This is a genomic window from Providencia sp. 2024EL-00732, assembly GCF_044006275.1.
Taxonomy (GTDB): domain Bacteria; phylum Pseudomonadota; class Gammaproteobacteria; order Enterobacterales; family Enterobacteriaceae; genus Providencia; species Providencia huashanensis.
The window spans coordinates 13,547-39,788 of sequence record NZ_JBIPDG010000014.1; the positions used below are offsets into that span (position 1 = coordinate 13,547).

Genomic DNA, 26,242 nt, shown 5'->3' on the forward strand with positions numbered 1-26,242 from the left:
TTTCTCTTTATAACAGCGCCTTAAATACACTGCCTTGCTGCCAATCAATCGCTATCCCTAATTGTGTCTCATCAGCCAGCCCTTCAGGCGTAATAAAACAACCTACAGCCGTGATAAGCTGGTCATTATAATAAACTAGAGGCACTCGCTCACGCATCCACGGAGCAACCCCCAGTTCTTGCCATAGCTTTTTGCTACTTCTTGAACGATGGCGACCCACGATATTCAATGTGCCTTGCAACCCAAAGCGAATAGTTGCTGTTTCATGAGGCAACGGAGGGCGTATTTGCCCTTGCCCAGCCATAACATGAAGTACACCAAGAGATTCTGGCAATTCAAATGGTTTTGGATAATGCCATTGAAACTGCTTGTTCGCTAAACTATTAATACGCTTAATAACCCATAATGCCCCTTGGTACCGACGAACTTCAAATTGGCCTAATCGGCAAATTGGGTCGGCATCTTGTCGAGCTAAAGCAACTTCTTGCCAAATCCGTTCTAATTGGTTAAAAGGTGGCATCGGGAGTTGATGCAAACCTATCCAACGGCGGATTAATGCATTACGCTTTGATAATGAACAATCTTGTAGGTCATCAATAAATAGCCCACCTCGATAATCCATCATGCCTTCTAGCGTTTCCTTCAATAATTCATCAAGTAACGTTTCTTGTTCAGCACATAAAGCTGCGCTGCGAGCAACAGCATGCGGAAAGTGCGGCCAACGTTCTGTTAATGCAGGCATGATATGTAGACGAAGAAAATTCCTATCATAGCGATCATCTTGGTTACTATCGTCCTCAACCCACGCAAGTTGGTTTTCCTGCATGTAAGTTTCTAACTCAACACGTGGCGTTGAAAGTAACGGGCGCAATAGCCACGTAGCCCCACTCAAAGCAAGAAATGGTAACGATTCAGGCATAGATGATAACCCTGCGGGGCCACTGCCTCTCTTAAGCGCCAACATAAATGTTTCTGCTTGGTCATCAAGATGCTGTGCCGTCACTAGGATTTCATTTGCCATTAACTCTTCACGGTAAGCTTGATACCGCGCATCGCGTGCGGCTGCTTCAACCCCTTTTTGGCTGGAGTCAACCGTCACATGTCGGCAAATAAAAGGGATATCCCACTGTGAGCATAACTGAGCACAATGTTGTTCCCACGCATCCGCTTTATGGTTTAGCCCATGATGAATATGTATTGCGCGGATACTCAATGTAGGAAGGTGAGTTTGCCGAATTTGAAAAAGGGCATGCAATAACACCGTTGAGTCAATGCCGCCACTAAAGCCCACCAATAGCTGCTCAAAACCCTGTATTTTATTTAAAATACGCTCAATGATGATATTTGATTGCTGCACTATTAGCCTACCCTTATTCACGATTTCTGACTTTCCCTTTTATACCAACACATAAAACACCTGAAATGATCACAAGCAACACCCCTATGATATAGGCGATTTCAAACGGATCACTTAAAATTAATACCAACCACAGCACCGATAGTACAGGGGACAAAAACACGACAGAGGCGATTTTTGCCGAATGGCCCGTATTCATTGCTTTAAACCATAGAATATACGAAACGCCGTTGATTAAAATACCATTAATCAGTGTTGGCCAAAAAGCAGCTTTTGAGGGTAACTGTACTTCGCTAAACAGTAGCAGTAGCACAAGCGAGGTCAGTGTGGAGAAGATAAATAGCCATACTGTACTGATATAAGGGTCGATCGAATATTGCCGAGAAAAAACGGACATTAGCGCAAAACAAAAAGCACCACTAAAGACTAATAATAGCGCCGTTGGGTTTTCTACATGCAGCTGAGTAATTTGCCCCTTGGTAAAGGTAATTATCACGGCAATAAACCCAATAATAATGCCAACTATTTGCCTACCCGCTAACTTATCCTTTAATAATACCACTGACAGCAAAATAATAATTAATGGCCAACTGTACTGAATAACTAAGACTGCAATTCCATTTTCGATGGAATAACCGTAATACAATAGTAAGTAGAACAAACAATCCAAAAAACCAAGAATAAACACTTTTTTTATCGTGTTTCTAGGTAAAATAAACAGCTTACTCACTTTATAGCCAGAACCTAAAGCAACAATCACGACAGATATTGCTGATATCAAATTAGACCAAAATAGAAACTGAAAACTATCCATTCCAGCTTGCCCTAAACGGGAAACAATAGGAATAAAGCTCCATATCAATACACAAGCCAAAGCGTACATTAGGTAATTATATTGTCTCACTTTAGTTCCTATCTATTGTTCTTCTTAGCAGATAACCGAATGGCAATTTAGACCTTAACTTATCGGTTATATTAGAAAATAAAAAACGGGAGCAAGCAAAAGCAAACTCCCGTTTTTTTAACTAATTAACGACTCGCAATTAGCAGTAACCGTATTCCATTAAACGTTGGTAACGACGGTTTTTCAACGCTTCCGCGTCTAATAACTCTAATTCGTTAAGGTCTTCAGTGAGGCGAGCTTTTAAATGCTCTGCAATCTCATCATAATTACGATGAGCACCACCTAAAGGTTCAGCCACAACATTATCAATTAGTTTCAATTCTTTCAGACGAGGTGCGGTGATCCCCATCGCCTCAGCCGCTAATGGGGCTTTATCAGCGCTTTTCCACAGAATGGATGCGCAGCCTTCCGGCGAAATAACAGAATAAGTACTGTATTGCAACATGTTGACTTTATCGCCAACACCGATTGCCAGTGCCCCACCTGAACCACCTTCACCAATAACGGTACAAATAACCGGAACGGAGAGGCGTGACATCTCACGTAAGTTACGAGCAATAGCTTCTGATTGACCGCGCTCTTCAGCACCAACACCAGGGTATGCGCCTGGAGTATCAATGAATGTAATAATCGGTAGATTAAAGCGTTCAGCCAATTCCATCAAACGCAAAGCCTTGCGATACCCCTCAGGAGCTGGCATACCAAAATTACGACGGATTTTTTCTTTTGTTTCACGCCCTTTTTGGTGACCAATAATCATCACTGGACGACCATCTAAACGTGCCATTCCGCCCACAATAGCTTTATCATCCGCATAGGCACGGTCGCCCGCTAATTCTTGGAAATCGGTAAAAATGCGCGGGATATAATCCAAAGTATAAGGACGACGTGGATGACGAGCAAGTTTAGCAATTTGCCAAGCACCCAGATCAGAGAAAATTTTACGTGTCAGTTCAACACTCTTTTCACGTAAACGAGCAACCTCTTCATCTAGGTTGACTTCTAAGTTGTTATCTTGACGGCTAACCGCTGTTAGAGAATCAATTTTCGCCTCTAATTCCGCAATTGGCTGTTCAAAATCAAGAAAATCCAGACTCATAATATTCCTATTTTAGTCAAATTCTAATTCTACCTGCTCACTACCCAGCAGAGTTCGAAGATCGTTCAGAAGGGGATCTACGGGTGTCACACGCCAAACAACGCCAAATTTAAGCTTAGCTCTGGCATCATCCTTCTGGTAATACAAATGAACCGGGATCGTTCCTGAACGGTGAGGTTCAAGAGTACTACGAAGCCGATTCAGTAATTGATCGTTAATTTGTTTGTCTGACAGTGAAATTGCAAGCCCTCGTGCATATTTTTCCCTTGCTTCACCAATATCCATTAACTCACGCACTGTCATTTTATTACCACCATTGAAATCATCAAAGCTGACCTGACCGGTGGCTATCAGGATATTGTCTTTTTCCAGCAGGTGCTGGTACTTATCGAGTGCATCTGAAAATAGCATAATATCCAGACGACCGGAACGATCATCAAGCGTACAAATACCTATTCTATTACCACGCTTGGTTGTAATCACTTTAGCTGAAAGTACTAAACCTACCACAGTTGTCACTTGACCACGAGGGGTTGGGTTCACATCTTTTAATCTAAGACCGTTAGTATAGCGTTCTATTTCGCTCAAGTATCGTGTTATTGGATGCCCTGTTAAATATAAACCAAGCGTTTCCCTTTCACCATCCAAAACCACTTGCTCGGGCCATTTCGGTACGCTAGCGTAAGAACTTTCCACCTGCTCTGGTGCGTCCGCTAATACGCCAAACATATCAGCTTGGCCAATAGCTTCTGCTTTCGCATGTTGATCGGCGGCTTTTAATGCATCTTCTAATGAAGACATTAATGCCGCACGATGAGGGCCTAATCGGTCAAAGGCCCCCGCCATAATCAGTTTTTCCATCACCCGTCGGTTAATTTTTTTGATATCAACACGGGCACAGAGATCAAAAATTTCTTTAAAGAAGCCACCTTGTTGACGAGCTTCAACAATCGCCTCAATCGGGCCTTCACCAACCCCTTTAATCGCGCCAATACCGTAAACTATCTCACCATCGTCATTGACATGGAAATGATAAAGCCCACTATTGATATCCGGTGGCAATACTTTTAATCCCATTCGCCAACATTCGTCAACTAAACCAACCACTTTTTCTGTATTATCCATATCAGCAGTCATTACTGCGGCCATAAATTCGGCTGGATAATGGGCTTTTAACCATAAAGTTTGATATGAAACTAATGCATATGCAGCCGAGTGAGATTTATTAAACCCATAACCGGCAAATTTCTCTACCAAGTCAAAGATTTTCATTGATAGCTCGCCGTCAACACCATTTTTGATTGCGCCTTCTTCAAAAATGGACCGTTGCTTGGCCATCTCTTCTGGTTTCTTTTTCCCCATAGCTCGACGCAGCATATCTGCACCGCCAAGTGTGTAACCAGCCAAAACTTGCGCAATCTGCATAACCTGTTCTTGGTACAGAATAATGCCATAAGTTGGTTCTAGAACAGGTTTTAATGACTCATGTTGCCACTGTACATCAGGGTAAGAAATTTCTTCGCGACCATGCTTACGGTCAATAAAGTTATCTACCATCCCTGATTGCAAAGGGCCGGGACGAAAAAGAGCAACTAAGGCGATCATATCCTCAAAACAGTCTGGACGTAACCGCTTGATCAAATCTTTCATTCCACGGGATTCTAACTGGAATACCGCCGTGGTTTCTGAGCGTTGTAACATATCGAAGCTTTTTTGATCATGCAATGGGATCGCTGCGATATCAATCGGATCTAAATTTTTCTTGGCTCGACGTGCGTTGATCATTTCCAACGCCCAGTTGATGATTGTCAGTGTGCGTAAACCAAGGAAGTCAAACTTCACTAACCCTGCGTATTCAACATCGTTTTTATCGAATTGAGTAACAGGGTTATTTCCTTCTGCATCACAATACAGCGGCGCAAAATCAGTAATTTTCGTGGGGGCAATAACGACACCACCCGCATGTTTCCCTGCGTTTCGGGTCACACCTTCAAGCTTACGCGCCATATCAATAAGCGCTTTAACTTCTTCATCAGCTTCGTATATTTCTGGCAATTGGGGTTCAGCTTCAAAAGCTTTTTCCAATGTCATACCTGGATCAGGTGGCACTAATTTCGAAATTCTGTCAACAAAACCATAAGGGTGACCAAGCACGCGCCCTACATCTCGGATAACCGCTTTTGCAGCCATCGTACCGAAAGTGATGATTTGCGAAACAGCATCGCGCCCATACATATGAGCAACGTGTTCAATCACTTGGTCACGTTTTTCCATACAGAAATCGACGTCAAAGTCTGGCATCGAAACACGTTCAGGGTTAAGAAACCGCTCAAACAGTAAGTCAAATTCCAAAGGGTCAAGATCAGTAATTTTTAAAGCATAAGCGACAAGTGAGCCCGCGCCTGACCCCCTGCCCGGCCCTACAGGGACACCATTATCTTTTGACCACTGGATAAATTCCATTACGATCAAGAAGTAACCGGGAAACCCCATTTGGTTAATAACGTTTAGCTCAATATCTAAACGCTCATCATACTCGGGCCTCTTTTCTGCCCTAACTTTTTCATCTGGAAAGAGAAATTCTAAGCGCTCTTCAAGCCCTTCTTTTGAGCGTAAAACCAGAAAATCTTCCGTTTTCATATCCCCAGTAGGGAATTGTGGTAAGAAATATTCACCAAGACGGATGGTCACGTTACAACGCTTAGCAATCTCTACACTGTTTTCTAACGCTTCAGGGATGTCAGCAAATAGCTCACACATCTCTTCTTCAGAACGTAAATATTGCTGAGGGCTATAATTTTTAGGCCTTTTAGGGTCGACAAGTGTAAACCCATCATGGATGGCAACTCGGATCTCGTGAGCATCGAAATCACTACTTTCAATAAAACAAACGTCATTGGTAGCAACAACAGGTAAGCCTTTTTTAGTGGCTAGCTCAACGGCTGCGTGTAAGTAGCTTTCTTCATCCGGTCGACCAGTTCTTATTAACTCTAAATAATAACTGTCTGGGAAATGGGTTTCATAAAATTCAAGACATTCATCGACAAGCGCCTGATTACCTCTTAAAAGAAATTGACCGACATCTCCTTTGCGCCCACCTGAAAGTAAAATCAGGCCTTCTTTATGTTTTGCTAACCAATCACGGTGGATTGTTGGGCCTATTGCCCCATAACCTTTTTGATAGGCTTCAGAAATCAGCAAGGTTAGGTTCTGATAGCCTTCATTATTACGCGCTAAAATAGTTAAATGTGAAATTTCATCGCCTAATAATTCACTTTCAACATAAAAATCTGCACCAATAATTGGCTTAATCCCTGCACTATGGGCAGCCCCATAGAACCTAACTAACCCACAAAGGTTAGTAAAGTCTGTGATTGCAAATGCGGGCATTCCCATAGCGGCCACTTTTTTAACTAATGGACCCGTTTTAGCTAACCCATCAATCATGGAATAGTCACTATGGACACGCAAATGAATAAAACGAGGAGATGCCATCGAATTTCTACCTACTGTGTTATATCTAAAGCTCGTCTCACTGGAGCAAAGCTTTTGCGATGGAATTCGGTTGCGCCATATTGCGCTAATTTTTCTAAATGGTAAGCCGTAGGATAACCTTTGTGCTTAGCAAAGCCATATTCAGGGAAGGTTTTATCTAGTTCAACCATTTCGCGATCTCTAATAACCTTCGCCAATATAGAGGCGGCACTAATTTCCTGTACAAGGCTATCCCCTTTGACAACCGCCTGTGCTGGCATCGGTAATTCAGGGCAACGATTGCCATCGATCAAAACAAACTCAGGAACAATTGCTAACCCTGCGACTGCACGTTGCATGGCTAACATAGTTGCATGCAGAATATTTATTTTATCAATTTCTTCAGGTTCTGCACGACCAATGCACCAACACAACGCTTTTTCCTGGATTTCATCAAATAGTTTTTCACGTTTTCTTTCCGTGAGCTTTTTTGAATCAGCGAGACCAATAATTGGATTGTTAGGATCGAGGATCACGGCAGCAGTTACCACAGCCCCGACTAATGGACCACGACCTACTTCATCCACACCAGCAATCAAATTGGCTTTTGGATAGATAAATTCCATTAATTTTTAACCAAATCTAGTACTGCCTCAGCAGCTTGTTTATCTGCATCACAACGAATACGTTGATGCAATTGCAAAAAGGTTTGTTTCAAGCTATCAACCTGCTCTCCGCCATCTAATAATGGAATAAGCTGTTGTGCTAATTGTTCAGGTTGACACTCTTCTTGTAGTAATTCTTTTACTATCTCTTTTTCGGCCAGTAAGTTAGGCAAAGAAACATAGGGTGTTTTTACTAAGCGTTTTGCTAACCAAAAAGTAAAAGGTTTCATACGATAACCCACAACCATTGGGCATTTTGTCAGCATACATTCAAGCGCAGCAGTGCCAGAGGCTAATAAAGTTGCATCTGCAGCTATCATTGCATCGCGTGCTTGACCATCAAGAATATGAACCTGTAATTCAGGCGCAGTACTTTGCTTGATAGCATCAAATTGCTGACGGCGTTTTTCATTCACCAACGGAACGACCACATGCAAGTCAGGAAACCGCTGCTGTAAAATTTTAGCTGTATTGAGAAAGTCTGCGCTGAGCATTTCCACTTCTGAATGGCGACTCCCCGGCAATAATGCTAAACATTTTACACTTTCAGGGATATTTAGACGAACTCTAGCTGCGTGCTTATCTGGATGTAATGGGATTGCATCTGCCATTGTATGACCGATAAAGCGACAAGGGACATTGAAACGATCGTAAAACGCTTTTTCAAATGGTAAAAATGCTAATACTAAATCAGTGGAACGACCGATTTTAAATACCCGTTTTTGGCGCCATGCCCAAACCGACGGGCTTACGTAATGGATCGTTTTGATCCCTTTTGACTTTAAACGACCTTCTAAGGTGATATTAAAATCAGGCGCATCAATACCAACAAAAACGTCAGGTTGCAACTGAGTAAAACGCTGAGTTAAATCTTTACGAATGGATAATAAGCGAGGTAAACGACCAAGGACTTCAACCACGCCCATCACAGCAAGCTCTTCCATTTCATACCAAGCTTCACAACCTTCAGCTTGCATAAGCGGCCCTGCAACACCGACAAAACGTGCATTAGGGACTTGCTCTTTAAGCGCTCGTATAAGGCCAGCGCCAAGAATATCACCAGAAGTTTCTCCGGCAACAAGGCCAATAGTAAGTGGACGGTTGCTATTCACCGAAATTCGCTCCTTAATAAAGGCCTAAGCTCGTTAACCCCAAAGTAGGGATTAACGGATAATACCACGTTTGGATTGCGCAGAATCTTCCAAGAAATCGCTGAATACTTTAACGTACTCATTAAGCTTTGCAGCTTCCGCGATTTCTTCACGAGCTTCCTCTAACGATTTCCCTGAACGATATAACGTTTTGTATGCATTACGAATTGCATGCAACGAGTCTTTTTCAAAACCGCGACGTTTTAAACCCTCAAGGTTTAAACCAAATGGGGTCGCATGATTCCCTTGCGCAATAACATAAGGAGGAACATCTTGTGCAACACCAGAGCAGCCACCGACCATAACATGTGCACCAATTTTACAAAACTGATGTACAGCTGTCATCCCACCAATTATGGCGTAATCACCTAATGTAACATGACCACCTAATGTCCCATTATTGGCAATGATGCATCGATTGCCAATCAGGCAATCATGAGCAACATGGACGTTAACCATTAACAGGTTATCATCACCGATCTTGGTCAGCCCTACGTCTTGGACAGTGCCTCGGTGAATAGTTACGCTTTCTCTAATACGGTTTCTATCACCAATTTCAACACGTGTTGGTTCACCTTGGTATTTAAGGTCTTGGTTTATTTCGCCAATTGATGCGAATTGAAAAATGACATTATCACAGCCGATCTTTGTATGGCCATTGACCACAACGTGGGATTTCAGCTCTGTACCTTCGCCAATTTCAACATTCGCGCCAATATAACAAAAAGGGCCAATTCTAACATTGGCTCCAATACTAGCCCCATCTTCTACGATAGATGAGGGATGGACATAGGCTGTTTTGTCAATCATATCAGACCTCACGACGACGGGCGCACATCATTTCTGCTTCGCAGGCCACTTCTCCATCAACTTTTGCAACACCTTTAAAACGTGCTACACCACGACGTTCTTTAATGAATTCAACCTCTAAGACCATTTGGTCTCCAGGTAGAACCGGACGTTTAAAACGTGCATTATCAATCGCAGCAAAATAGTACAGTTCACCAGGTTCTAATTTACCGGCGCTTTTAAACGCAAGAATACCTGTGGCTTGAGCCATTGCTTCTAAAATTAACACGCCAGGAAATATAGGTTTGCCTGGAAAATGACCTTGGAAAAATGGCTCATTAAATGAGACATTTTTTACTGCGCGCAAAGATTTGCCTTCTTCGAAATCTAATACACGGTCAACCAAAAGAAATGGATAACGGTGCGGAAGCAGTTCTAAAATTTCTTCTATATTCAGAGTATGATTATCACTCATCGAAATACTCTTCCTGTCTATTAATACGGTTTAATTAATGAATCGGCCCGCTTTAACCATAAATTAGGTTAACTGGCAGGCCGGAAAACGTAACTCAGATGACTATTTTAGCCTGAATTACAAAATGATTACTGATTTTTTTGATTTTGGCTATCTAATTCACGCTCAACATGTTTCAGCCGCTTATTCATCTCATTGATATTTAAGACTAAAGCAGCTGTTTTACGCCAAGCTTTATTAGGCTGTAAAGGAATACCTGAAGAGTAAACTCCCGGCTCAGTGATTGGTCTCATGACCATACCCATTCCCGTTACCGTTACCTTATCGCAAATTTCCATATGGCCATTGATTACACTGGCACCACCAATCATACAATAACGGCCAATTTTTAAACTGCCCGCCATGATGACACCACCAGCAACTGCTGTATTATCACCAATAATGACATTGTGTGCAATTTGACACTGATTATCGATGATAACCCCATTGCCAATTATTGTGTTATCCAATGCACCACGATCAATCGTTGTATTTGCGCCGATTTCTACTCGTGAACCAATAATTACGGTGCCTAATTGGGGGATTTTGACCCAATTACCACGATCATTTGCATAGCCGAACCCATCGGAACCAATCACTGTTCCGGATTGAACCAAGCATTGCTCGCCAATTTCAATATTGTGGTACACACTCACATTTGCCCACAAACGGGTCTCTGCACCTATACGTGTGTTTTTACCCACAAAGCAACCTGCGCCAATCACCACGTTATCGCCTAGGATTACACCACTTTCGATAACGGCATTTGCACCTATTGCCACATTCTCACCGAGTTTTGCGTCTTCTGCAATCACTGCGGAGGGATGGATATTTTCAGCTGGGCTCGGAGTTGTATCCATAATTTGAGCCATGTGCGCATAAGCAAGGTATGGGTTATCCACAACCAATGCTGCGACTTTACAGGCTGCAAGATCTTTTGCTGTGAGAACAACCGCTGCAGCTTGGCAATCAGCCAATTTATCACTATAACGGCTATCAGATAGAAAAGTAATCTGTTGATTATTCGCTGAATGCATTGGAGCAATACTGGTGATGACAATATCGCCATCACCATGTAGTTGCGCATTCAACTGCTGAGCAAGGTCAGCCAATCGAATTGAAGACATCTATTATTTAACCTGTTTTTGAACCTGACTGGTGATGTCTACGCTATCTTTTGCATAAGCAACTGCATTTGCATCGATAACAACATCATAGCCTTCTTTAGCAGCTACAGATTTAATAGAATCCTGAATACGTGTTAAAATTTTAGTACGCTCTTCACCTTGACGACGACGGTTGTCTTCTTCAAATTTTTGAGCTTTTTCAGCGAACTGGTCACGTTTAGTCATGAGTTCTGCTTCAAGTTTTTCACGTTCAGTTTTCTTCATAGTTGCACCATCACGGCGCAATTTATCAACTCGAGCTTGTAAATCTTTCTCTAGATTTTGTAACTCAGTTGCGCGACTTTTGAACTCACTCTCAAGCTGTTTAGCAACGGCTTCACGTGCAGGCATTTTTTGGAAAATTTCACCAACATTTACAATAGCGATTTTCTCAGCATAAGCACCCGCAGACATTGCTAAAGCAATACTAACACCCGCTGCACACAACAATTTTTTCACACTAAACTCCTTAACCCATATGTATGGCTGGAAATTTTGGTTGCTCCCACAAAATTATGGGAGCCTTCATAGATAGAAACTAGAGTAGATTACCACGTTCTACCAATATTAAATTGGAACTGTTCTGATTTATCCCCTTCGTAGTCCTTAATTGGCTGCGCATAAGAGAATACCAATGGCCCAAGAGGAGACATCCATTGTAAAGCAATACCCGCAGAAGCACGGACATTACTTGCTTTACCATAGTCAGGCATACCTGCACGCCAAGCAGCGGGAATACTGTTCCAATTTGTGTCCCATACCGTACCAGCATCGACAAACAAAGAAGTACGAACAGAATTCGAATATTTCTCGTCAATAAATGGTGTAGGGGTAATTAACTCAAATGATGCTGCGTACATAGCATTACCACCGACCGCATCACTTGATGGACTTCCAGGTTCAGGTTGATCTTTACCATTAATTTTCTTCAGGTAAACCGCTTTCGGACCGATATTGTTCGAGCGGAAACCACGAATGGTGCTAGAACCACCCGCATAGAAGTTTTCATAGAATGGCATTTGCTTACTACCGATACCATCCCCATAACCCGCTTGTGCACGGCCAAGAACCACCCACGATTCGTCTTCATCCAATGGGTAATACTGTGCTGTATCAAAACGCAGTTTATAGTATTCGTTATCAGAACCAGGAATAGTCACTTTAGCAGACAAGTTAGTTTTATTACCTGATGTCGGGAAGAAACCGCGGTTTAACGAGTTGTAAGTCCAACCTAAGTTAAGCGTGAAGTCATCTGCATCAAAACTTTCTTTATTACGCCCATTTTCTGTGACTGGTGGATTTTTACCCATAGAATCAAGGTAATCCCACATCGCAGCTTGTGCACGCATATCAGAAAGTCGGTTATGTACATAACCGGCACCAACACGGAAAGAGTTATTCTCATTGAATGGGAAACTTAAGAAACTATCTAAACCATACGTTTTGTTGTTATAGCCTGATAGATCTGCATCTTTCGCACTAAAATCATTATAGAAAATGCGCCCACCTAAACTCACACCGTTAACGGTGAAGTAAGGATCAGTAAATGAGAATTCAACGTTTGTTGAATAGTCATTCTTACTTGCGTTAATACCAACCGCATTCCCCGTTCCTAACCAGTTATCTTGTGTTACACCGACTTGGAAACTTACACCACTCTCAGTACCAAAACCGATACCAAAGTTCATAGAACCCGTATTACGTTCTTTAACTTTGTAGATAACGTCAACTTGGTCAGGGCTTCCTGGTACACGTTGAGTTTCAACATCAACAGTTTCAAAGAAACCAGTACGATTGAGGCGTTCTTTACCTAATTCGACAAGGTCATTACCAAGCCAAGCGCCTTCCATCTGACGCATTTCACGGCGCAGAACAGTATCTTTACTGGTATCATTCCCTTGGAAACGAATTTCACGTACATAGAAACGGTTACCAGCATCAATGTTGAGATGCAACTTAACTGTTTTATCTTCATCATTAATTTCAGGTTGAGTCATAACCCGAGGATAAGCATAGCCATAGCGACCAAACATTTCTTTAATTTGGTTTTCCATGCGTGTCACTTGCGCACCGTTATACAGCTCACCCGGAGTGATAGTGATTAGCTCTTGGATTTCAGCTAAGTGTTCTGCTGTATTACCATTAACCTCAACACCAGAAATTTTATACTGGTCGCCTTCGGTAATGTTAATCGTAATATAAATTCCTTTTTTGTCTGGTGTCAGACTAACTTGGGTTGAATCTATATTGAAACGAGCGTAACCGCGATCAAGGTAAAAACTGCGAAGTGTTTCTAAGTCACCCGCCAATTTTTGTTTCTGATATTTTTGGTCAGCAGCAAGGTTCCACCATGGTACATCATCACGCAATTGCAGTTTATTGACTAATTCTGCAGTCGTGTAATTTTTATTACCAACAATGTTAATTTGCTGAATTTGCGCAGAAACACCTTCAGAGAAAACAAATTTTAGGTCAACACGATTACGTGGTAAAGGCGTTACAACCGCTTTTACTGTCGCGTTATATTTACCTACACTGTAGTAAAAGTCTTCTAAGCCTTTTTCAATATTCGCAATTGTTGTGCGGTCAAGCGCCTCACCAACACGGATATTTGAAGCTTCCAAGTTCTGCTTAAGCATGTCATCTTTGACAGATTTATTACCTGTAAAAGTGATACTTGCGATAGTTGGGCGCTCTTTAACTTGAACGATCAGCGTGTTTCCATCACGCAGGACCCTAACATCTTCGAAGTTACCGGTTGAAAATAGGGAACGAATCGAACGACTGATATCTTCGTTATCAACCGAATCACCGACCCTAACTGGCATGTTCAATAATGCTGCACCAACGGCGACGCGTTGTAGACCTTCGAAACGAATGTCTTTAACTACGAATCCGTCTGAACTGTATGCAGTGGCGCTGCTGAAAAGCAGCGACGCTATGAGCAACTTTTTCATCGCCATCGTTGTTATGCGTATTCCTTACTGGTCCCCAGCTTATAAAAATTAGAAGCGAGAGAAATCATTAAAAAGTGCAAGTCCCATTAACAGAATCAATGCCATTGCACCTATCCGAAAACTAAAGTCTTGTACTCGCTCAGACACTGGACTTCCTTTAATTTTTTCAATTAACAAGAAGAGCAAGTGCCCCCCATCTAAAACAGGCAGTGGAAACAGATTGATGATACCTAAATTGACGCTAATAAGCGCAATAAACATCAAATAATACACCAAGCCTGATTCGGCTGATACCCCCGCACCTTTTGCGATAGATATCGGACCGCTTAAGTTATTGAGTTTGACATCCCCAACAACCAGTTTACCCATCATGTTGACCGTTAATTTCATTAACTGCCACGTTTTATCACTGGCTTGGTAAAACGCAGAAAATGGCCCATACTGCTGTACCATTTTATATTCATCCGCTAACGGTAACACTGAAAGTTCAACGCCCGCAAACCCAATTTTTTCACCACGCTGACCATTTTGGCTGTCAGGGGTTAGAGTGAGAGGGATCAAATGTTGTGACCGCTCTACCTCAAGTTTCAATGGTATTCCAGGGTTATTACGAATAATACGCGTCACTGGATTCCAAAGACCCAATGCTTCCCCGTTAACACTAACAATTCTATCACCCGGCTGTAAACCCGCACGTTCACCAGCCAAACCTTCAGTGACTTTTTGAATAACAGGGTCAATTCTCACAGATACTGGCATAATGCCAATAGACAGTATCGGGTCTTGTTTTTCTGGATCAAATTGCCAATTGGTTAAATCAACCGTTTTTGTAATCGGCTCACTGTAGCCCTGTGGCAATACTTGAGCCGTTAATTCACGGTCACCAATTTTACCGACCAATGCCAAACGCACTGAATTCCAATCAGGTGTTTCGATACCATCAATGGCTTTTAGTTCCATTTTTGGTTCAAAATTTGCTATGGCGGCGATAGAACCGCTTTTTACATCCTCAATAATTGGTTTCACCGAAGGAACACCAATCATAAATACTACCCAGTAGACAACAATAGCAAGTAAAAAGTTCGCAATTGGCCCTGCACTAACAATGGCAGCCCGCTGCCCAACCGTTTTATTGTTAAATGCTTGGTGCCGACGCTCAGGAGAAACTTCGCCAACTCGCTCATCAAGCATTTTGACATAGCCCCCTAGCGGGATCATTGCTAATACAAACTCAGTACCCTGTTTATCTACCTTACGCCATAACGTTTTCCCAAAACCAATGGAGAAACGCTCAACATAAACACCACAACGGCGAGCAACCCAAAAGTGCCCTAATTCATGTACTGTAATCAGCACACCAATCGCAATAATAAACGCCGCTAAGCTCCAAATAAATCCCATTTATCTTCCTAAAGACCAAAACCGTTAAAAACTAACAAATTTAGCCCAGCAAAAACTGGAATCGCTGCTGTCAGGCTATCAATTCGGTCAAGAATACCGCCATGCCCCGGAATTAAGTGGCTACTGTCTTTAATACCTGATTGACGTTTAAACATACTTTCTGTTAGGTCACCAAACACAGATACTACAACAACAATAATCGAAGTCACTAGCAAATAATCAGGCATCACAGGGATTGGTGCAAATGTGCTAAACAACCACGATATCACCCCTGCGGTAATCAAGCCCCCAATTAAACCTTCCCATGTTTTCCCAGGAGAAACTTTCGGCGCCATTTTATTCCGCCCAATGGTGCGGCCAAATGCATAAGCACCTGAATCAGCCCCCCAAACAAGTAACATAACGTACAATAACCACCATGCACCAAAGGATGTATCACTTTGATAACCAATAGTTCTAAGTACCATCATGCCGCAATAAAATGGAATAATAGTTAATGCACCGAACAGCAAGCGGACAATGACCGATTTACCCCACGATGCCGATGCAGGATAAGTCACGACTAAAAGAATTGCGACAACCCACCATGCCAGACCGGCCCACAAGCCGTAGAGGATCATCGGCTCAGAGGAAAATGATGTTATATCAGGAACAGCTAATTGAACCGCAAGCAATATTATTGCAAAAACAATAGCTAGCCCTATACGTTTAACTTGCGAATGCCAGCCTGCGAACTGCGCCCATTCCCAAGCACCTAATGCACAAACTGCAATCACGACAAAACCAAAATTTGCTGGAGAAAGCAAAAACAAAGCTGCAATAACGATTGGTATTAATACTATTGCAGTAAGTAAACGGTATTTCAGCACATCTTTCCCCTATTATTTGACGAGTTCATCATCTGATTCAGCTCCACCATAACGACGCTCGCGCTTACTAAAAGCATCAACTGCATCCTGAAACACCATTTCATCAAAATCTGGCCACAAAACGTTGGTGAAATAAAATTCCGCATAAGCGACTTGCCATAACAGGAAGTTGCTGATGCGATGCTCCCCTCCTGTTCTTATAACCAAATCGACATTTTCTTGGTCATGCATACAAATTTCACTATTAATGGTTTCTTCATTGATATCATCAATAGAGAGTTCACCATTTTGTACTTTCGAAAATACCTGTTTCACACTGTTGGTTATATCCCAACGGCCACCGTAATTTGCGGCAATATTCAGTTTCAAACCTGTATTGTTTTGCGTGAGTGCCTCTGCCTTATCGATTCTTTTTTTGAGACGATCACTAAAACGACTTACATCACCGATAACCTTTAATTTTACATTGTTTTTATGCAGGTTTTTAACTTCATTGTCGAGAGCAAAAACAAATAATTCCATCAAAGAACTCACTTCTTTTTCTGGCCGTCTCCAGTTTTCACTACTAAATGCATACAGTGTAAGGGAGCTAATTTTATTTTTTACCGCAAAACGCACTGAATTACGAACAGATTCAACACCTGCCTTATGACCTGTAATTCTGAGTTTTCCTCTCTGTTTAGCCCATCGCCCATTACCATCCATAATGATAGCGACATGCTTAGGTATCATCGAATCAGAGAGATTTTCACCACTAGAGTTCATTAAATGTTAATCCTTGTGAGTACTGCTTTAAAAATACAGCCCAATAATAACCACTATTATTAAGTTTGCTGATAAGACACATCCTTAATTCGCTACAAAATACTATGTTATCTTTCTTTTTTTAAACACATCACATATTAAAGATATAATGTGGCTATCAGCAACTAAATAAATCACATACTGAGGTTAAACTGCCTGAGCGATTATTTTTACCGCATTTTTGCGGGCTTGCTCATCGATTTCTAAGACCTCATCAATAGAAACTGGTTCAGAAAAAACTTGTGCATCTAGTACTTTGTGGTTAATTTTTGCTATATCTGTAAAACGAATTTTACCGTTAAGGAAAGCGGCAACGGCCACTTCATTTGCTGCATTTAATGCAGTTGTTGCCGCTTGGCCTTCATGGCAAGCATCTATAGCTAACTTCAAACAAGGATAACGTTGATAGTCTGGCTGAACAAACGTTAATGATGAAAGAGTGGCAAAATCGAGAGGTTCTGCACCAGACATTATACGTTGAGGATAAGCCATACTATATGAAATTGGTGTGCGCATATCAGGCGTACCCAATTGAGCAATCACACTGCCATCTTTATACCGTACCATTGAATGGATAACTGACTGAGGGTGAATAATGACCTCCATCTGCTCAGCACTCGCATTGAAGAAATAACAAGCTTCAATATATTCTAGCCCTTTATTCATCATTGTCGCCGAATCTACTGAAATTTTTCTTCCCATCGACCAATTCGGGTGATTGCAGGCTTCATCAGGTGTCACGTTATCAAAATGAGATAATGGGGTATCTCTAAAAGGGCCGCCTGAGCCAGTTAAAACAATACTTGATATACCAGAAGCAGATAGATCAGCAAACCCTAAATTAAGCTGAATAACTTCAGGTAAGCTTTGAAAAATAGCGTTATGCTCACTATCAATAGGAAAAACTGTCGCATTGTGTTGACGAATCTCATTAAAGAATAAACGGCCACTCGTAATCAGAGACTCTTTATTCGCTAATAATATTCTTTTGCCTTTTCTGATCGCGGCTAAAGTAGGAAGTAAGCCCGCCACACCAGTAATCGCTGACATAACTTGGTCAGCATCGTCAAGCCCTGCGAGCTCAATTGCAGCTTGGTTTCCTGACAACACTTCCGTTTTATTGTTATTTTCAGTCAAAATAGCCCGTAATGCTTTGGCTGAAGACTCATCCGCCATTGATACATATTTCGGATTAAACTCAAGGCATTGTTTAGCCATTTCAGCAACGTTTTGCCCTGCGACTAAAGCAAGAATTTGAAATTTTTCGGGGTTTTGGCGAACAACAGAAAGTGTATTTGTACCAATTGAGCCTGTGGAACCTAGGATTGTCAGACGTTTCATAGTGATTGGTTACTCTGTATTAAATCAATACTGAGATTATATCAGCTTAGAGGTTAGAAAGGATTTTTTAATAGATATGAAAACAATAAAGCCACACTAACACATACTTTTTACGGTATGCTTTGGTGGCTTTATATCAAGATGGATTAAAACTCCATCAATTCCGTTTCTTTTTGCGCTAATGACTCATCAACTTTCTTGATGTAGCTATCAGTCAGCTTTTGGATTTCATCCTGTGAACGGCGCTCGTCATCTTCACTAATTTCTTTATCTTTCAGTAAAGCTTTGACTTTATCGTTAGCATCACGGCGAACGTTGCGAACTGCGATACGGCCTTGTTCTGCTTCACCACGAACCACTTTGATTAAGTCTTTACGGCGTTCTTCCGTTAATGGAGGAAGTGGAACACGGATAACTGTACCTGCCGATGAAGGGTTCAAACCTAAATCAGAAGCCATAATCGCTTTTTCAATAGCCGGTGACATGCTACGGTCAAAAACAGAAATTGCTAATGTACGGGAGTCCTCAACCGTCACGTTAGCTAACTGACGTAGAGGTGTTGCTGAACCGTAATATTCAACAGTGATGCCATCTAAGAGGCTTGGAGATGCACGGCCTGTACGGACTTTGCTAATTTGGTTTTTAAATGCTTCTAGGCTCTTTTCCATACGGTCTTGAGCATCTTTTTGGATTTCATTAATCACGTTTTCAACCCTTAAGAACTGGTTATTAAAGGCCGCGATGCGACCTCGCTTAAATAGTCTGAATTTATGTTAGATAATACATTTAAACTCAGGTTATGTCTCTGAGTATTAATTGTGAGAAATCAGGGTACCTTCATTTTCACCCATTACGGCACGGCGTAAAGCGCCCGGCTTATTCATGTTAAAAACACGAATAGGTAAGTTATGATCGCGCGCCAGAGTGAAGGCAGCTAAGTCCATCACTTTAAGTTCACGTTCCAGAACATCTTGATAGCTCAGGGTTTCATAAAGAACTGCTTCAGGGTCTTTAGCTGGATCTGCTGAATATACACCATCAACTTTAGTGGCTTTTAATACCACATCCGCTTCAATTTCAATCCCACGTAGACATGCCGCTGAGTCCGTTGTAAAAAATGGATTCCCTGTTCCGGCAGAAAAAATAACAACACGGCCGTGGCGTAATAAGCTGATTGCTTCAGCCCAGCTATAATTATCACAGACACCGTTTAGTGGAATCGCAGACATTAACCTTGCATTCACATATGCACGGTGTAACGCATCACGCATAGCGAGCCCGTTCATCACTGTCGCTAGCATCCCCATGTGGTCGCCGACAACACGGTTCATGCCAGCTTGTGCCAAACCAGCACCACGAAACAGGTTACCACCGCCAATAACCACACCGACCTGTATACCCAGTTCTATGAGTTCTTTAATTTCCTGAGCCATACGATCTAAAACGCTAGCATCGATACCAAAACCTTCTGCACCTTGTAAGGCTTCGCCACTTAATTTAAGCAGAATACGTTGATAAACGGGTTTTGCATTGGTTGCCATGGTGTTCTGTCCTAACAGATTATTTATTGGGGTAACACACGTAGAATAATGGTTTTCTACGTACCTAAATTTAAAATTAGAATACGACAGTTATACACTAAATAGTTCGAGCTACATGTTGCTGTTATGTCAACGGCTCCGAGGGCGGAGTTATTCTCCGTTTGCAGTCGTAAAACAAGGCTAATACAGCTTGAAATATAACGTGTATAAAACAGAGCCGCCAATCGGCGGCCCTTAAGTTGCTTACTTGCTCATTGCAGCAACTTCTGCTGCAAAGTCAGTTTCAACTTTTTCGATACCTTCACCAACTTCATAACGGATGAAGTTAGAAACAGTAGCACCTTTTTCTTTCAGTAAGTCACCAACAGATTTGCTTGGGTCCATTACGAAAGGCTGGCCAGTCAAAGAGATTTCGCCAGTGAATTTGTTCATGCGACCAGTAACCATTTTTTCAGCGATTTCGCGTGGTTTACCAGATTGCATTGCGATGTCTAACTGGATTTGATGCTCATGAGCAACAACATCCGCAGGTACATCATCTGGAGTCACATATTCAGGTTTGCTTGCAGCGATGTGCATAGCAATGTGTTTTAGTAATTCTTCGTCTGCGCCTTCGCCAGCGACTAAAACACCAATACGAGCACCGTGCAGGTAGCTACCTACTTGTGCGCCTTCCAGAATATCAACACGACGGATATTGATATTTTCACCGATTTTAGCAACTAAAGTTGTACGAGCTTCTTCGAATTTTGCTTTCAGCGCTTCGATATCTGCATTTTTGTCCGCAACAACAGATGCTAAAACTTCTTTACCAAATGCTAAGAAACCAGCATCTTTAGCAACGAAGTCAGTTTCACAGTTCAGCTCGATCAGAGCGCCTGTTTTGCCATCGTTGAAAACTTCGGTCAGGATAACACCTTCAGCTGCAACACGACCTGCTTTTTTAGCCGCTTTTGCTTGACCTGATTTACGCATGTTATCGATCGCTAATTCGATGTCGCCATTAGCTTCAACAAGTGCTTTTTTACATTCCATCATACCTGCGCCAGTACGTTCACGCAGTTCTTTTACCAATGCAGCGGTAATTCCAGACATGTGATTTATTCCTCGATATTCCCCGTGAGAGTCTTCCTCACGTGGATAGTTCTGATTCATATATAAAAGGGGCCTTTATCAGGCCCCTTCTAACATATAGCAGTACCTGTATAGCAATACCTATAAATAAGGACTTAAGCCTTATTATTCAGCTTCTACTAAGCTTTCTTCTGCTTGAACAGCCAGATCTTGTGAACGGCCTTCACGAACGGTGCTTGCTACAGCGCCCAGATACAGTTTGATTGCACGGATTGCATCATCGTTACCAGGGATAACGAAATCGATACCATCTGGATCAGAGTTAGTATCTACGATAGCAAATACTGGGATACCCAGATTGTTTGCTTCTTTGATAGCAATGTGTTCGTGGTCTGCATCGATAACGAACAGAGCGTCAGGTAAACCGCCCATATCTTTGATACCGCCTAAGCTGTTTTCTAACTTACCAAGTTCACGAGTACGCATCAGCGCTTCTTTCTTGGTCAGTTTATCGAAAGTACCGTCTTGCGACTGAACTTCTAAATCTTTCAGACGTTTGATTGACTGACGAACAGTTTTCCAGTTAGTCAGCATCCCACCTAACCAACGGTGGTTAACGAAATACTGATCACAGCTGTTAGCAGCTTCTTGAACGGCTTCGCTTGCAGCACGTTTAGTACCGACAAACAGAATTTTGCCTTTACGAGAAGCAATTTTAGTTAACTCAGCCAAAGCTTCGTTGAACATTGGAACAGTCTTTTCCAGGTTGATGATATGAACTTTGTTACGAGCGCCGAAAATGAAAGGTTTCATTTTTGGGTTCCAGTAACGAGTCTGGTGACCAAAGTGTACGCCCGCTTGTAACATATCGCGCATGGAAACAGTTGCCATTTAATACCTCTGTATATAAGTAATTGGGGTTATGCCTCCACAAATCCCATGCTACCGACTCTATGGCTGCGTTTAAACGCATAAGAGCACCCCGGAGCACGTGTCGATTTGTGTGTGTTATTACACAATTGAGTTTAAGTTTATCGCATATCCAATTTTCTATCCGACTAACAACATTTGAGCAGCATTCATTGATGCACAAAAAAGTGAGAAGAAATAATATGGATTGCCGGCGCGCTTTATACCATAAATCCAACTTAGAAGCCAACTTTTGTTGTTTTTTTCGCTAACAAAAATGACAAAAAAGCAGATTGATTAAAAAGCGGTTCACTCGGGAAATATGATATTCCCATTAATCAATTATAGACGCTCTTTGGGCAGGGTAAAAACGCTGGTAGAGTAAAAATCTTATTTTCTATCGGAGTTATTTCTCCGTTCAAGATATCTTCATCATTACTGTGCATTTTGTGCTATAAAACACTTAGGTTCGTATAGCCTCAGCGCCCTACTCACCTATCTAAAAAACACTTAATCTATCGGTTCCTATCGATAGCTAGTTGGCAGGAAATGCGGTGGCTGTTACCATAAGTGTTATTGATGTAAAAAAGGTACCAAACCTATTTTCACCCCCCTTTATTAAACATGCCATTAATATATGTGGCATGAATGGATTAAACTCATGGCTATTATTATCAAAACTGAAGAAGATATTCAGAAAATGCGTGTTGCGGGTAGGCTAGCAGCGGAAGTGTTAGAAATGATTGCGCCACATGTTGTGCCGGGCGTCAGCACTGGTGAATTGGACCGCCTCTGTCATCAACACATCGTTGAAACGCAGCAAGCTATCCCTGCCTGTCTTAACTATCACGGTTTCCCTAAATCCGTTTGTATTTCCGTCAATGATGTCATTTGTCATGGAATTCCTAGTGAAGATAAAATTTTAAAAGATGGTGATATCGTTAATATCGATGTTACGGTGATCAAAAATGGTTTCCACGGTGATACGTCTAAAATGTTCATTGTTGGGAAACCGACTATCCAAGGCGAGCGTCTTTGCCAAGTCACATTAGATAGCCTGTACTTAGCCCTACGTCTGGTTAAACCGGGTATTCGCTTACGCACCCTAGGAAAGGCCATCCAAGAGTTTGTTGAAAAACAAGACTTTTCAGTTGTACGTGAATATTGTGGCCATGGTATTGGCGAAGGGTTCCATGAAGAACCACAAGTTCTACATTATGATGCTGATGATAGTGGAGTGGTGCTACAAAAAGGCATGGCATTTACCATCGAACCTATGGTTAATACTGGCGATCACCGCATCCGTACCATGAAAGATGGTTGGACAGTCAAAACCAAAGACCGAGGTTGGTCAGCACAGTATGAACACACTTTAGTCGTTACTGATAACGGTTGTGAAATCTTAACATTACGTAAAGAAGAAGAGCCATTTATCTCAGCGGTTCTGGTTAACGCCTAATTCCAAGAAGACCCCCTCACATTAGGGGGTTCTTTTTCTGTTCATTTTTACTAAAAAACCGTAAGCTGATATAAGTTTTTCTATCGATATCACTACGGAAAGATAAAGATGACGGCACTTCCTACTCCCTATCTCTCACCAAACCAATTTGGTCCCCACGACCTTGAACTCAGTGCCTTAAGGCAACATGTCGATGATTTTGACCATTGGCTAGAGGAAGCATTCAACCAAGGTAAAGATGTCGTTGACCTAGTTCATATTCGCAGTGACTACCTCGATGCTTTACTGACTCGTCTCTGGCAATCATTTAAATTTGAAAAACAGTCAGGGATGTCACTGATTGCGGTTGGTGGCTATGGCCGTCATGAGCTGCACCCACTTTCTGATATTGATATCTTAGTGTTAAGTAAAGAGCCACTACCTGAGACATTAGCAGCTCAAATTGGGCAATTTATTACTTTATTGTGGGATCTTCGCTTTGATATTGGTCATAGCGTTCGTTCTTTATCTGAATGTATAGAAGCCGGCAATGCAGACCTCACAACCGCAACAAATTTAATTGAATCAAGGCTAATTTGTGGTGACATTGCCCTCTTTTTACAGTTACAAAAAACGATTTTCAGTGATGAATTTTGGCCTTCCGCTGTCTTTTTTGCCGCTAAAATTGAAGAACAACAAGAACGCCATCAACGCTACCATAGCACTAGCTACAACTTAGAACCTGATATTAAAAGCAGCCCTGGTGGCTTGCGGGATATACATACCTTACTATGGGTAGGTAGGCGTCACTTTGGGGCAACAACCGTCGATGAAATGGTGGGTTTTGGTTTTTTAACCGAAGAGGAACACCAAGAACTCAAAGAATGTTTAGTCTTTTTATGGAAAATTCGCTTCGCCTTACACTTAGTGGTTAAACGCCATGATAATAGACTGTTATTTGACCGCCAGTTTAGTGTAGCCAATCTATTGGGTTATCAAGGTGATAAAAACCAACCTGTTGAGCGAATGATGAAAGATTTTTATCGTGTCACTCGGCGCGTTAGAGAACTAAATCAAATGTTATTACAACTATTTGATGAAGCCATTTTGACCCTCAACCCCGATGAAAAGCCTCGTCCTATTGATTCTCAATTCCAGCTTCGTGGCTCGTTAATTGATATGATTGATGATGACCTATTCATTAACCAGCCTGCCACTATCTTAAAAATGTTCTACCAAATGGCCCGCTATCCCAATATTACAGGGATTTACTCAACCACTTTACGGCAATTACGTTTTGCGCGACGAAATCTTGTGAAGCCGCTCTGTGAACTGCCAGAAGCACGAAAACTATTCCTTAAAATATTATGCCATCCAAGAGCAATCAAAGGTGCGTTTGTCCCTATGCACCTTCACAGTGTCCTAAGCGCTTATACGCCTCTTTGGAGCAATATTGTTGGCCAAATGCAATTCGACCTATTCCATGCTTATACCGTCGATGAACACACAATTCGCGTCTTGCAAAAAATTGATAGTTTTACCCTAGAAGAAAATCGCCGCGATCACCCGCTTTGTGTCAGTGTTTACCCTAAATTACTTCAACCTGAGATTTTACGGCTAGCCGCTATTTTCCATGATATTGCTAAAGGGCGTTCAGGAGATCATTCTGATCTTGGAGCCGAATTTGTGTATGACTTCGCCTTATTACATGGTTTTTCGAGCAAAGAAGCAGGTCTTGCCGCTTGGTTAGTAAAAAACCACTTACTGATGTCAGTAACCGCTCAAAGGCGGGACATTCAAGACCCCGATATCATTAAGCAGTTTGCAGCTGAAGTAAAAACAGTTTCGCGTCTTAATTATTTAATGTGCTTGACCGTCGCTGATATTTGCGCGACCAACAGCACATTATGGAATAGCTGGAAACAAAGTTTAATCCGCGAGTTATTTTTATCCACTGAGCACCAGTTAAATCAAGGGATGCAAAGCACGCCTGATTTGCGCCAACGTATCCGCCATCACCGTTATCAAGCTTTATCATTATTACGGCAGTCCCCTATTAACGAAGAAAAATTGCAAGCGCTTTGGTCCCGTTGTCACGCCGACTATTTTTTGCGTCACACCCCATCACAACTGGCTTGGCACGCCAAACATTTGCTAGCGCATGATTTAAGCCAACCGCTTGTCCTGATAAGCACCCAACCTAAACATGGTGGCACTGAAATTTTTATTTGGTGCCATGATAAACCCCATTTATTTGCAGCTGTTGCTAGTGAACTTGATAGGCGTAATTTAAGTATTCACAGTGCGCAGATCTTTACTAATAAAGATAATATGGCAATGGATACTTTTGTGGTGTTAGAGCCTAACGGGAATGCATTGTCGAAAGATAGATATGAACATATCCGTAAAATGTTGTTGCTAGCGGTGCAACAACCTGAAATTTCGCTACCAAAACCACGCACTATTCCATCTAAATTACGTCATTTTACGGTTCCAACAAAAGTCAATTTTTTACATTCAACGAATGATCGCCGTACCTATATGGAATTATTTGCCTTAGATCAACCAGGGTTATTAGCGCGAATTGGGCATGTTTTTGCTCAAATGGAAATTTCGCTATATGGCGCACGGATCACCACTATTGGCGAAAAAGTTGAAGATTTCTTTGTGTTAGCAGATAAAGAGCACCAAGCCTTAAGTAAAAATATGCAACAAGAGTTATCAGAAAGGTTGACAGAAGCCCTAAAATCGAAGGATAAAATATAGCGCTCATCGCATTATTGCGGTCA

21 protein-coding genes are annotated in these 26,242 nt (G+C 41.9%); 2 read left to right on the forward strand and 19 right to left on the reverse strand.

Translation table 11 applies throughout. From position 1 onward, the window contains the following. Nucleotides 1-7: 7 nt before the first annotated feature. The 19 genes from tilS to rpsB all read right to left on the reverse strand — a co-directional run bounded on the left by tilS (nt 8) and on the right by rpsB (nt 21,997). Nucleotides 8-1,357, reverse strand: coding sequence for a tRNA lysidine(34) synthetase TilS (gene tilS / locus ACHB7C_RS17710; protein WP_395348070.1), 1,350 nt, complete (start codon nt 1,355-1,357; stop codon nt 8-10). A 13-nt stretch (nt 1,358-1,370) separates the two neighbouring features. After that, complete coding sequence (locus tag ACHB7C_RS17715) at nt 1,371-2,261, reverse strand: DMT family transporter (RefSeq protein ID WP_042848971.1); 891 nt, start codon at nt 2,259-2,261, stop codon at nt 1,371-1,373. 139 nt (nt 2,262-2,400) lie between these two features. Further along, a complete protein-coding gene (gene accA / locus ACHB7C_RS17720; protein ID WP_042848972.1) occupies nt 2,401-3,360 on the reverse strand; it encodes an acetyl-CoA carboxylase carboxyl transferase subunit alpha in 960 nt (319 codons plus the stop codon). A gap of 12 nt (nt 3,361-3,372) precedes the next feature. Continuing rightward, nucleotides 3,373-6,855, reverse strand: a complete 3,483-nt coding sequence (dnaE, locus tag ACHB7C_RS17725; protein WP_166687072.1) for a DNA polymerase III subunit alpha — start codon at nt 6,853-6,855, stop codon at nt 3,373-3,375. A gap of 11 nt (nt 6,856-6,866) precedes the next feature. Beyond that, nucleotides 6,867-7,460 carry a ribonuclease HII gene (gene rnhB, locus ACHB7C_RS17730; protein ID WP_042848974.1) on the reverse strand — a complete coding sequence of 198 codons (594 nt, stop codon included), beginning with the start codon at nt 7,458-7,460 and terminating at the stop codon, nt 6,867-6,869. After that, entirely contained in the window at nt 7,460-8,617 is a 1,158-nt protein-coding gene (lpxB, locus tag ACHB7C_RS17735) for a lipid-A-disaccharide synthase (RefSeq protein WP_042848975.1), read from the reverse strand. The genes rnhB and lpxB overlap by 1 nt, the downstream gene beginning before the upstream one ends. 45 nt (nt 8,618-8,662) lie before the next feature. Continuing rightward, nucleotides 8,663-9,460: an acyl-ACP--UDP-N-acetylglucosamine O-acyltransferase gene (lpxA, locus tag ACHB7C_RS17740; protein WP_042848976.1), complete on the reverse strand. Its 798-nt coding sequence runs from the start codon at nt 9,458-9,460 to the stop codon at nt 8,663-8,665. 1 nt (nt 9,461) lies between these two features. Next, nucleotides 9,462-9,914 carry a 3-hydroxyacyl-ACP dehydratase FabZ gene (gene fabZ / locus ACHB7C_RS17745; RefSeq protein ID WP_042848977.1) on the reverse strand — a complete coding sequence of 151 codons (453 nt, stop codon included), beginning with the start codon at nt 9,912-9,914 and terminating at the stop codon, nt 9,462-9,464. Between the two features lie 128 nt (nt 9,915-10,042). Beyond that, nucleotides 10,043-11,080, reverse strand: coding sequence for a UDP-3-O-(3-hydroxymyristoyl)glucosamine N-acyltransferase (gene lpxD, locus ACHB7C_RS17750; protein WP_042848978.1), 1,038 nt, complete (start codon nt 11,078-11,080; stop codon nt 10,043-10,045). Between the two features lie 3 nt (nt 11,081-11,083). Beyond that, nucleotides 11,084-11,578 carry a molecular chaperone Skp gene (gene skp / locus ACHB7C_RS17755; protein WP_042848979.1) on the reverse strand — a complete coding sequence of 165 codons (495 nt, stop codon included), beginning with the start codon at nt 11,576-11,578 and terminating at the stop codon, nt 11,084-11,086. Between the two features lie 89 nt (nt 11,579-11,667). Further along, nucleotides 11,668-14,082: an outer membrane protein assembly factor BamA gene (gene bamA / locus ACHB7C_RS17760; RefSeq protein WP_042848980.1), complete on the reverse strand. Its 2,415-nt coding sequence runs from the start codon at nt 14,080-14,082 to the stop codon at nt 11,668-11,670. Between the two features lie 42 nt (nt 14,083-14,124). Next, nucleotides 14,125-15,477: a sigma E protease regulator RseP gene (gene rseP, locus ACHB7C_RS17765; protein WP_395348074.1), complete on the reverse strand. Its 1,353-nt coding sequence runs from the start codon at nt 15,475-15,477 to the stop codon at nt 14,125-14,127. An 8-nt stretch (nt 15,478-15,485) separates the two neighbouring features. Then, nucleotides 15,486-16,346 (reverse strand): phosphatidate cytidylyltransferase, encoded by an 861-nt coding sequence (gene cdsA / locus ACHB7C_RS17770; protein WP_042848982.1) that lies wholly within the window; start codon nt 16,344-16,346, stop codon nt 15,486-15,488. 12 nt (nt 16,347-16,358) lie between these two features. Further along, complete coding sequence (uppS, locus tag ACHB7C_RS17775) at nt 16,359-17,111, reverse strand: polyprenyl diphosphate synthase (protein WP_042848983.1); 753 nt, start codon at nt 17,109-17,111, stop codon at nt 16,359-16,361. A gap of 186 nt (nt 17,112-17,297) precedes the next feature. Next, nucleotides 17,298-18,491, reverse strand: coding sequence for a 1-deoxy-D-xylulose-5-phosphate reductoisomerase (gene ispC, locus ACHB7C_RS17780; protein ID WP_042848984.1), 1,194 nt, complete (start codon nt 18,489-18,491; stop codon nt 17,298-17,300). A gap of 146 nt (nt 18,492-18,637) precedes the next feature. Next, nucleotides 18,638-19,195, reverse strand: a complete 558-nt coding sequence (gene frr, locus ACHB7C_RS17785) for a ribosome recycling factor (protein WP_042848985.1) — start codon at nt 19,193-19,195, stop codon at nt 18,638-18,640. A gap of 108 nt (nt 19,196-19,303) precedes the next feature. After that, complete coding sequence (gene pyrH / locus ACHB7C_RS17790) at nt 19,304-20,032, reverse strand: UMP kinase (protein WP_042848986.1); 729 nt, start codon at nt 20,030-20,032, stop codon at nt 19,304-19,306. Nucleotides 20,033-20,275: 243 nt separating this feature from the next. Further along, a complete protein-coding gene (gene tsf, locus ACHB7C_RS17795; protein WP_042848987.1) occupies nt 20,276-21,127 on the reverse strand; it encodes a translation elongation factor Ts in 852 nt (283 codons plus the stop codon). A gap of 144 nt (nt 21,128-21,271) precedes the next feature. Then, nucleotides 21,272-21,997 (reverse strand): 30S ribosomal protein S2, encoded by a 726-nt coding sequence (gene rpsB / locus ACHB7C_RS17800; protein ID WP_004257504.1) that lies wholly within the window; start codon nt 21,995-21,997, stop codon nt 21,272-21,274. Nucleotides 21,998-22,676: 679 nt separating this feature from the next. Here rpsB and map point away from each other — a divergent pair. Together map and glnD are read left to right on the forward strand one after the other, a co-directional pair. Beyond that, nucleotides 22,677-23,474 (forward strand): type I methionyl aminopeptidase, encoded by a 798-nt coding sequence (gene map, locus ACHB7C_RS17805; RefSeq protein WP_042848988.1) that lies wholly within the window; start codon nt 22,677-22,679, stop codon nt 23,472-23,474. 108 nt (nt 23,475-23,582) lie between these two features. Then, on the forward strand, nt 23,583-26,219 hold the full coding sequence (gene glnD, locus ACHB7C_RS17810) for a bifunctional uridylyltransferase/uridylyl-removing protein GlnD (protein ID WP_048606321.1): 2,637 nt from the start codon (nt 23,583-23,585) through the stop codon (nt 26,217-26,219). Nucleotides 26,220-26,242: the final 23 nt, after the last annotated feature.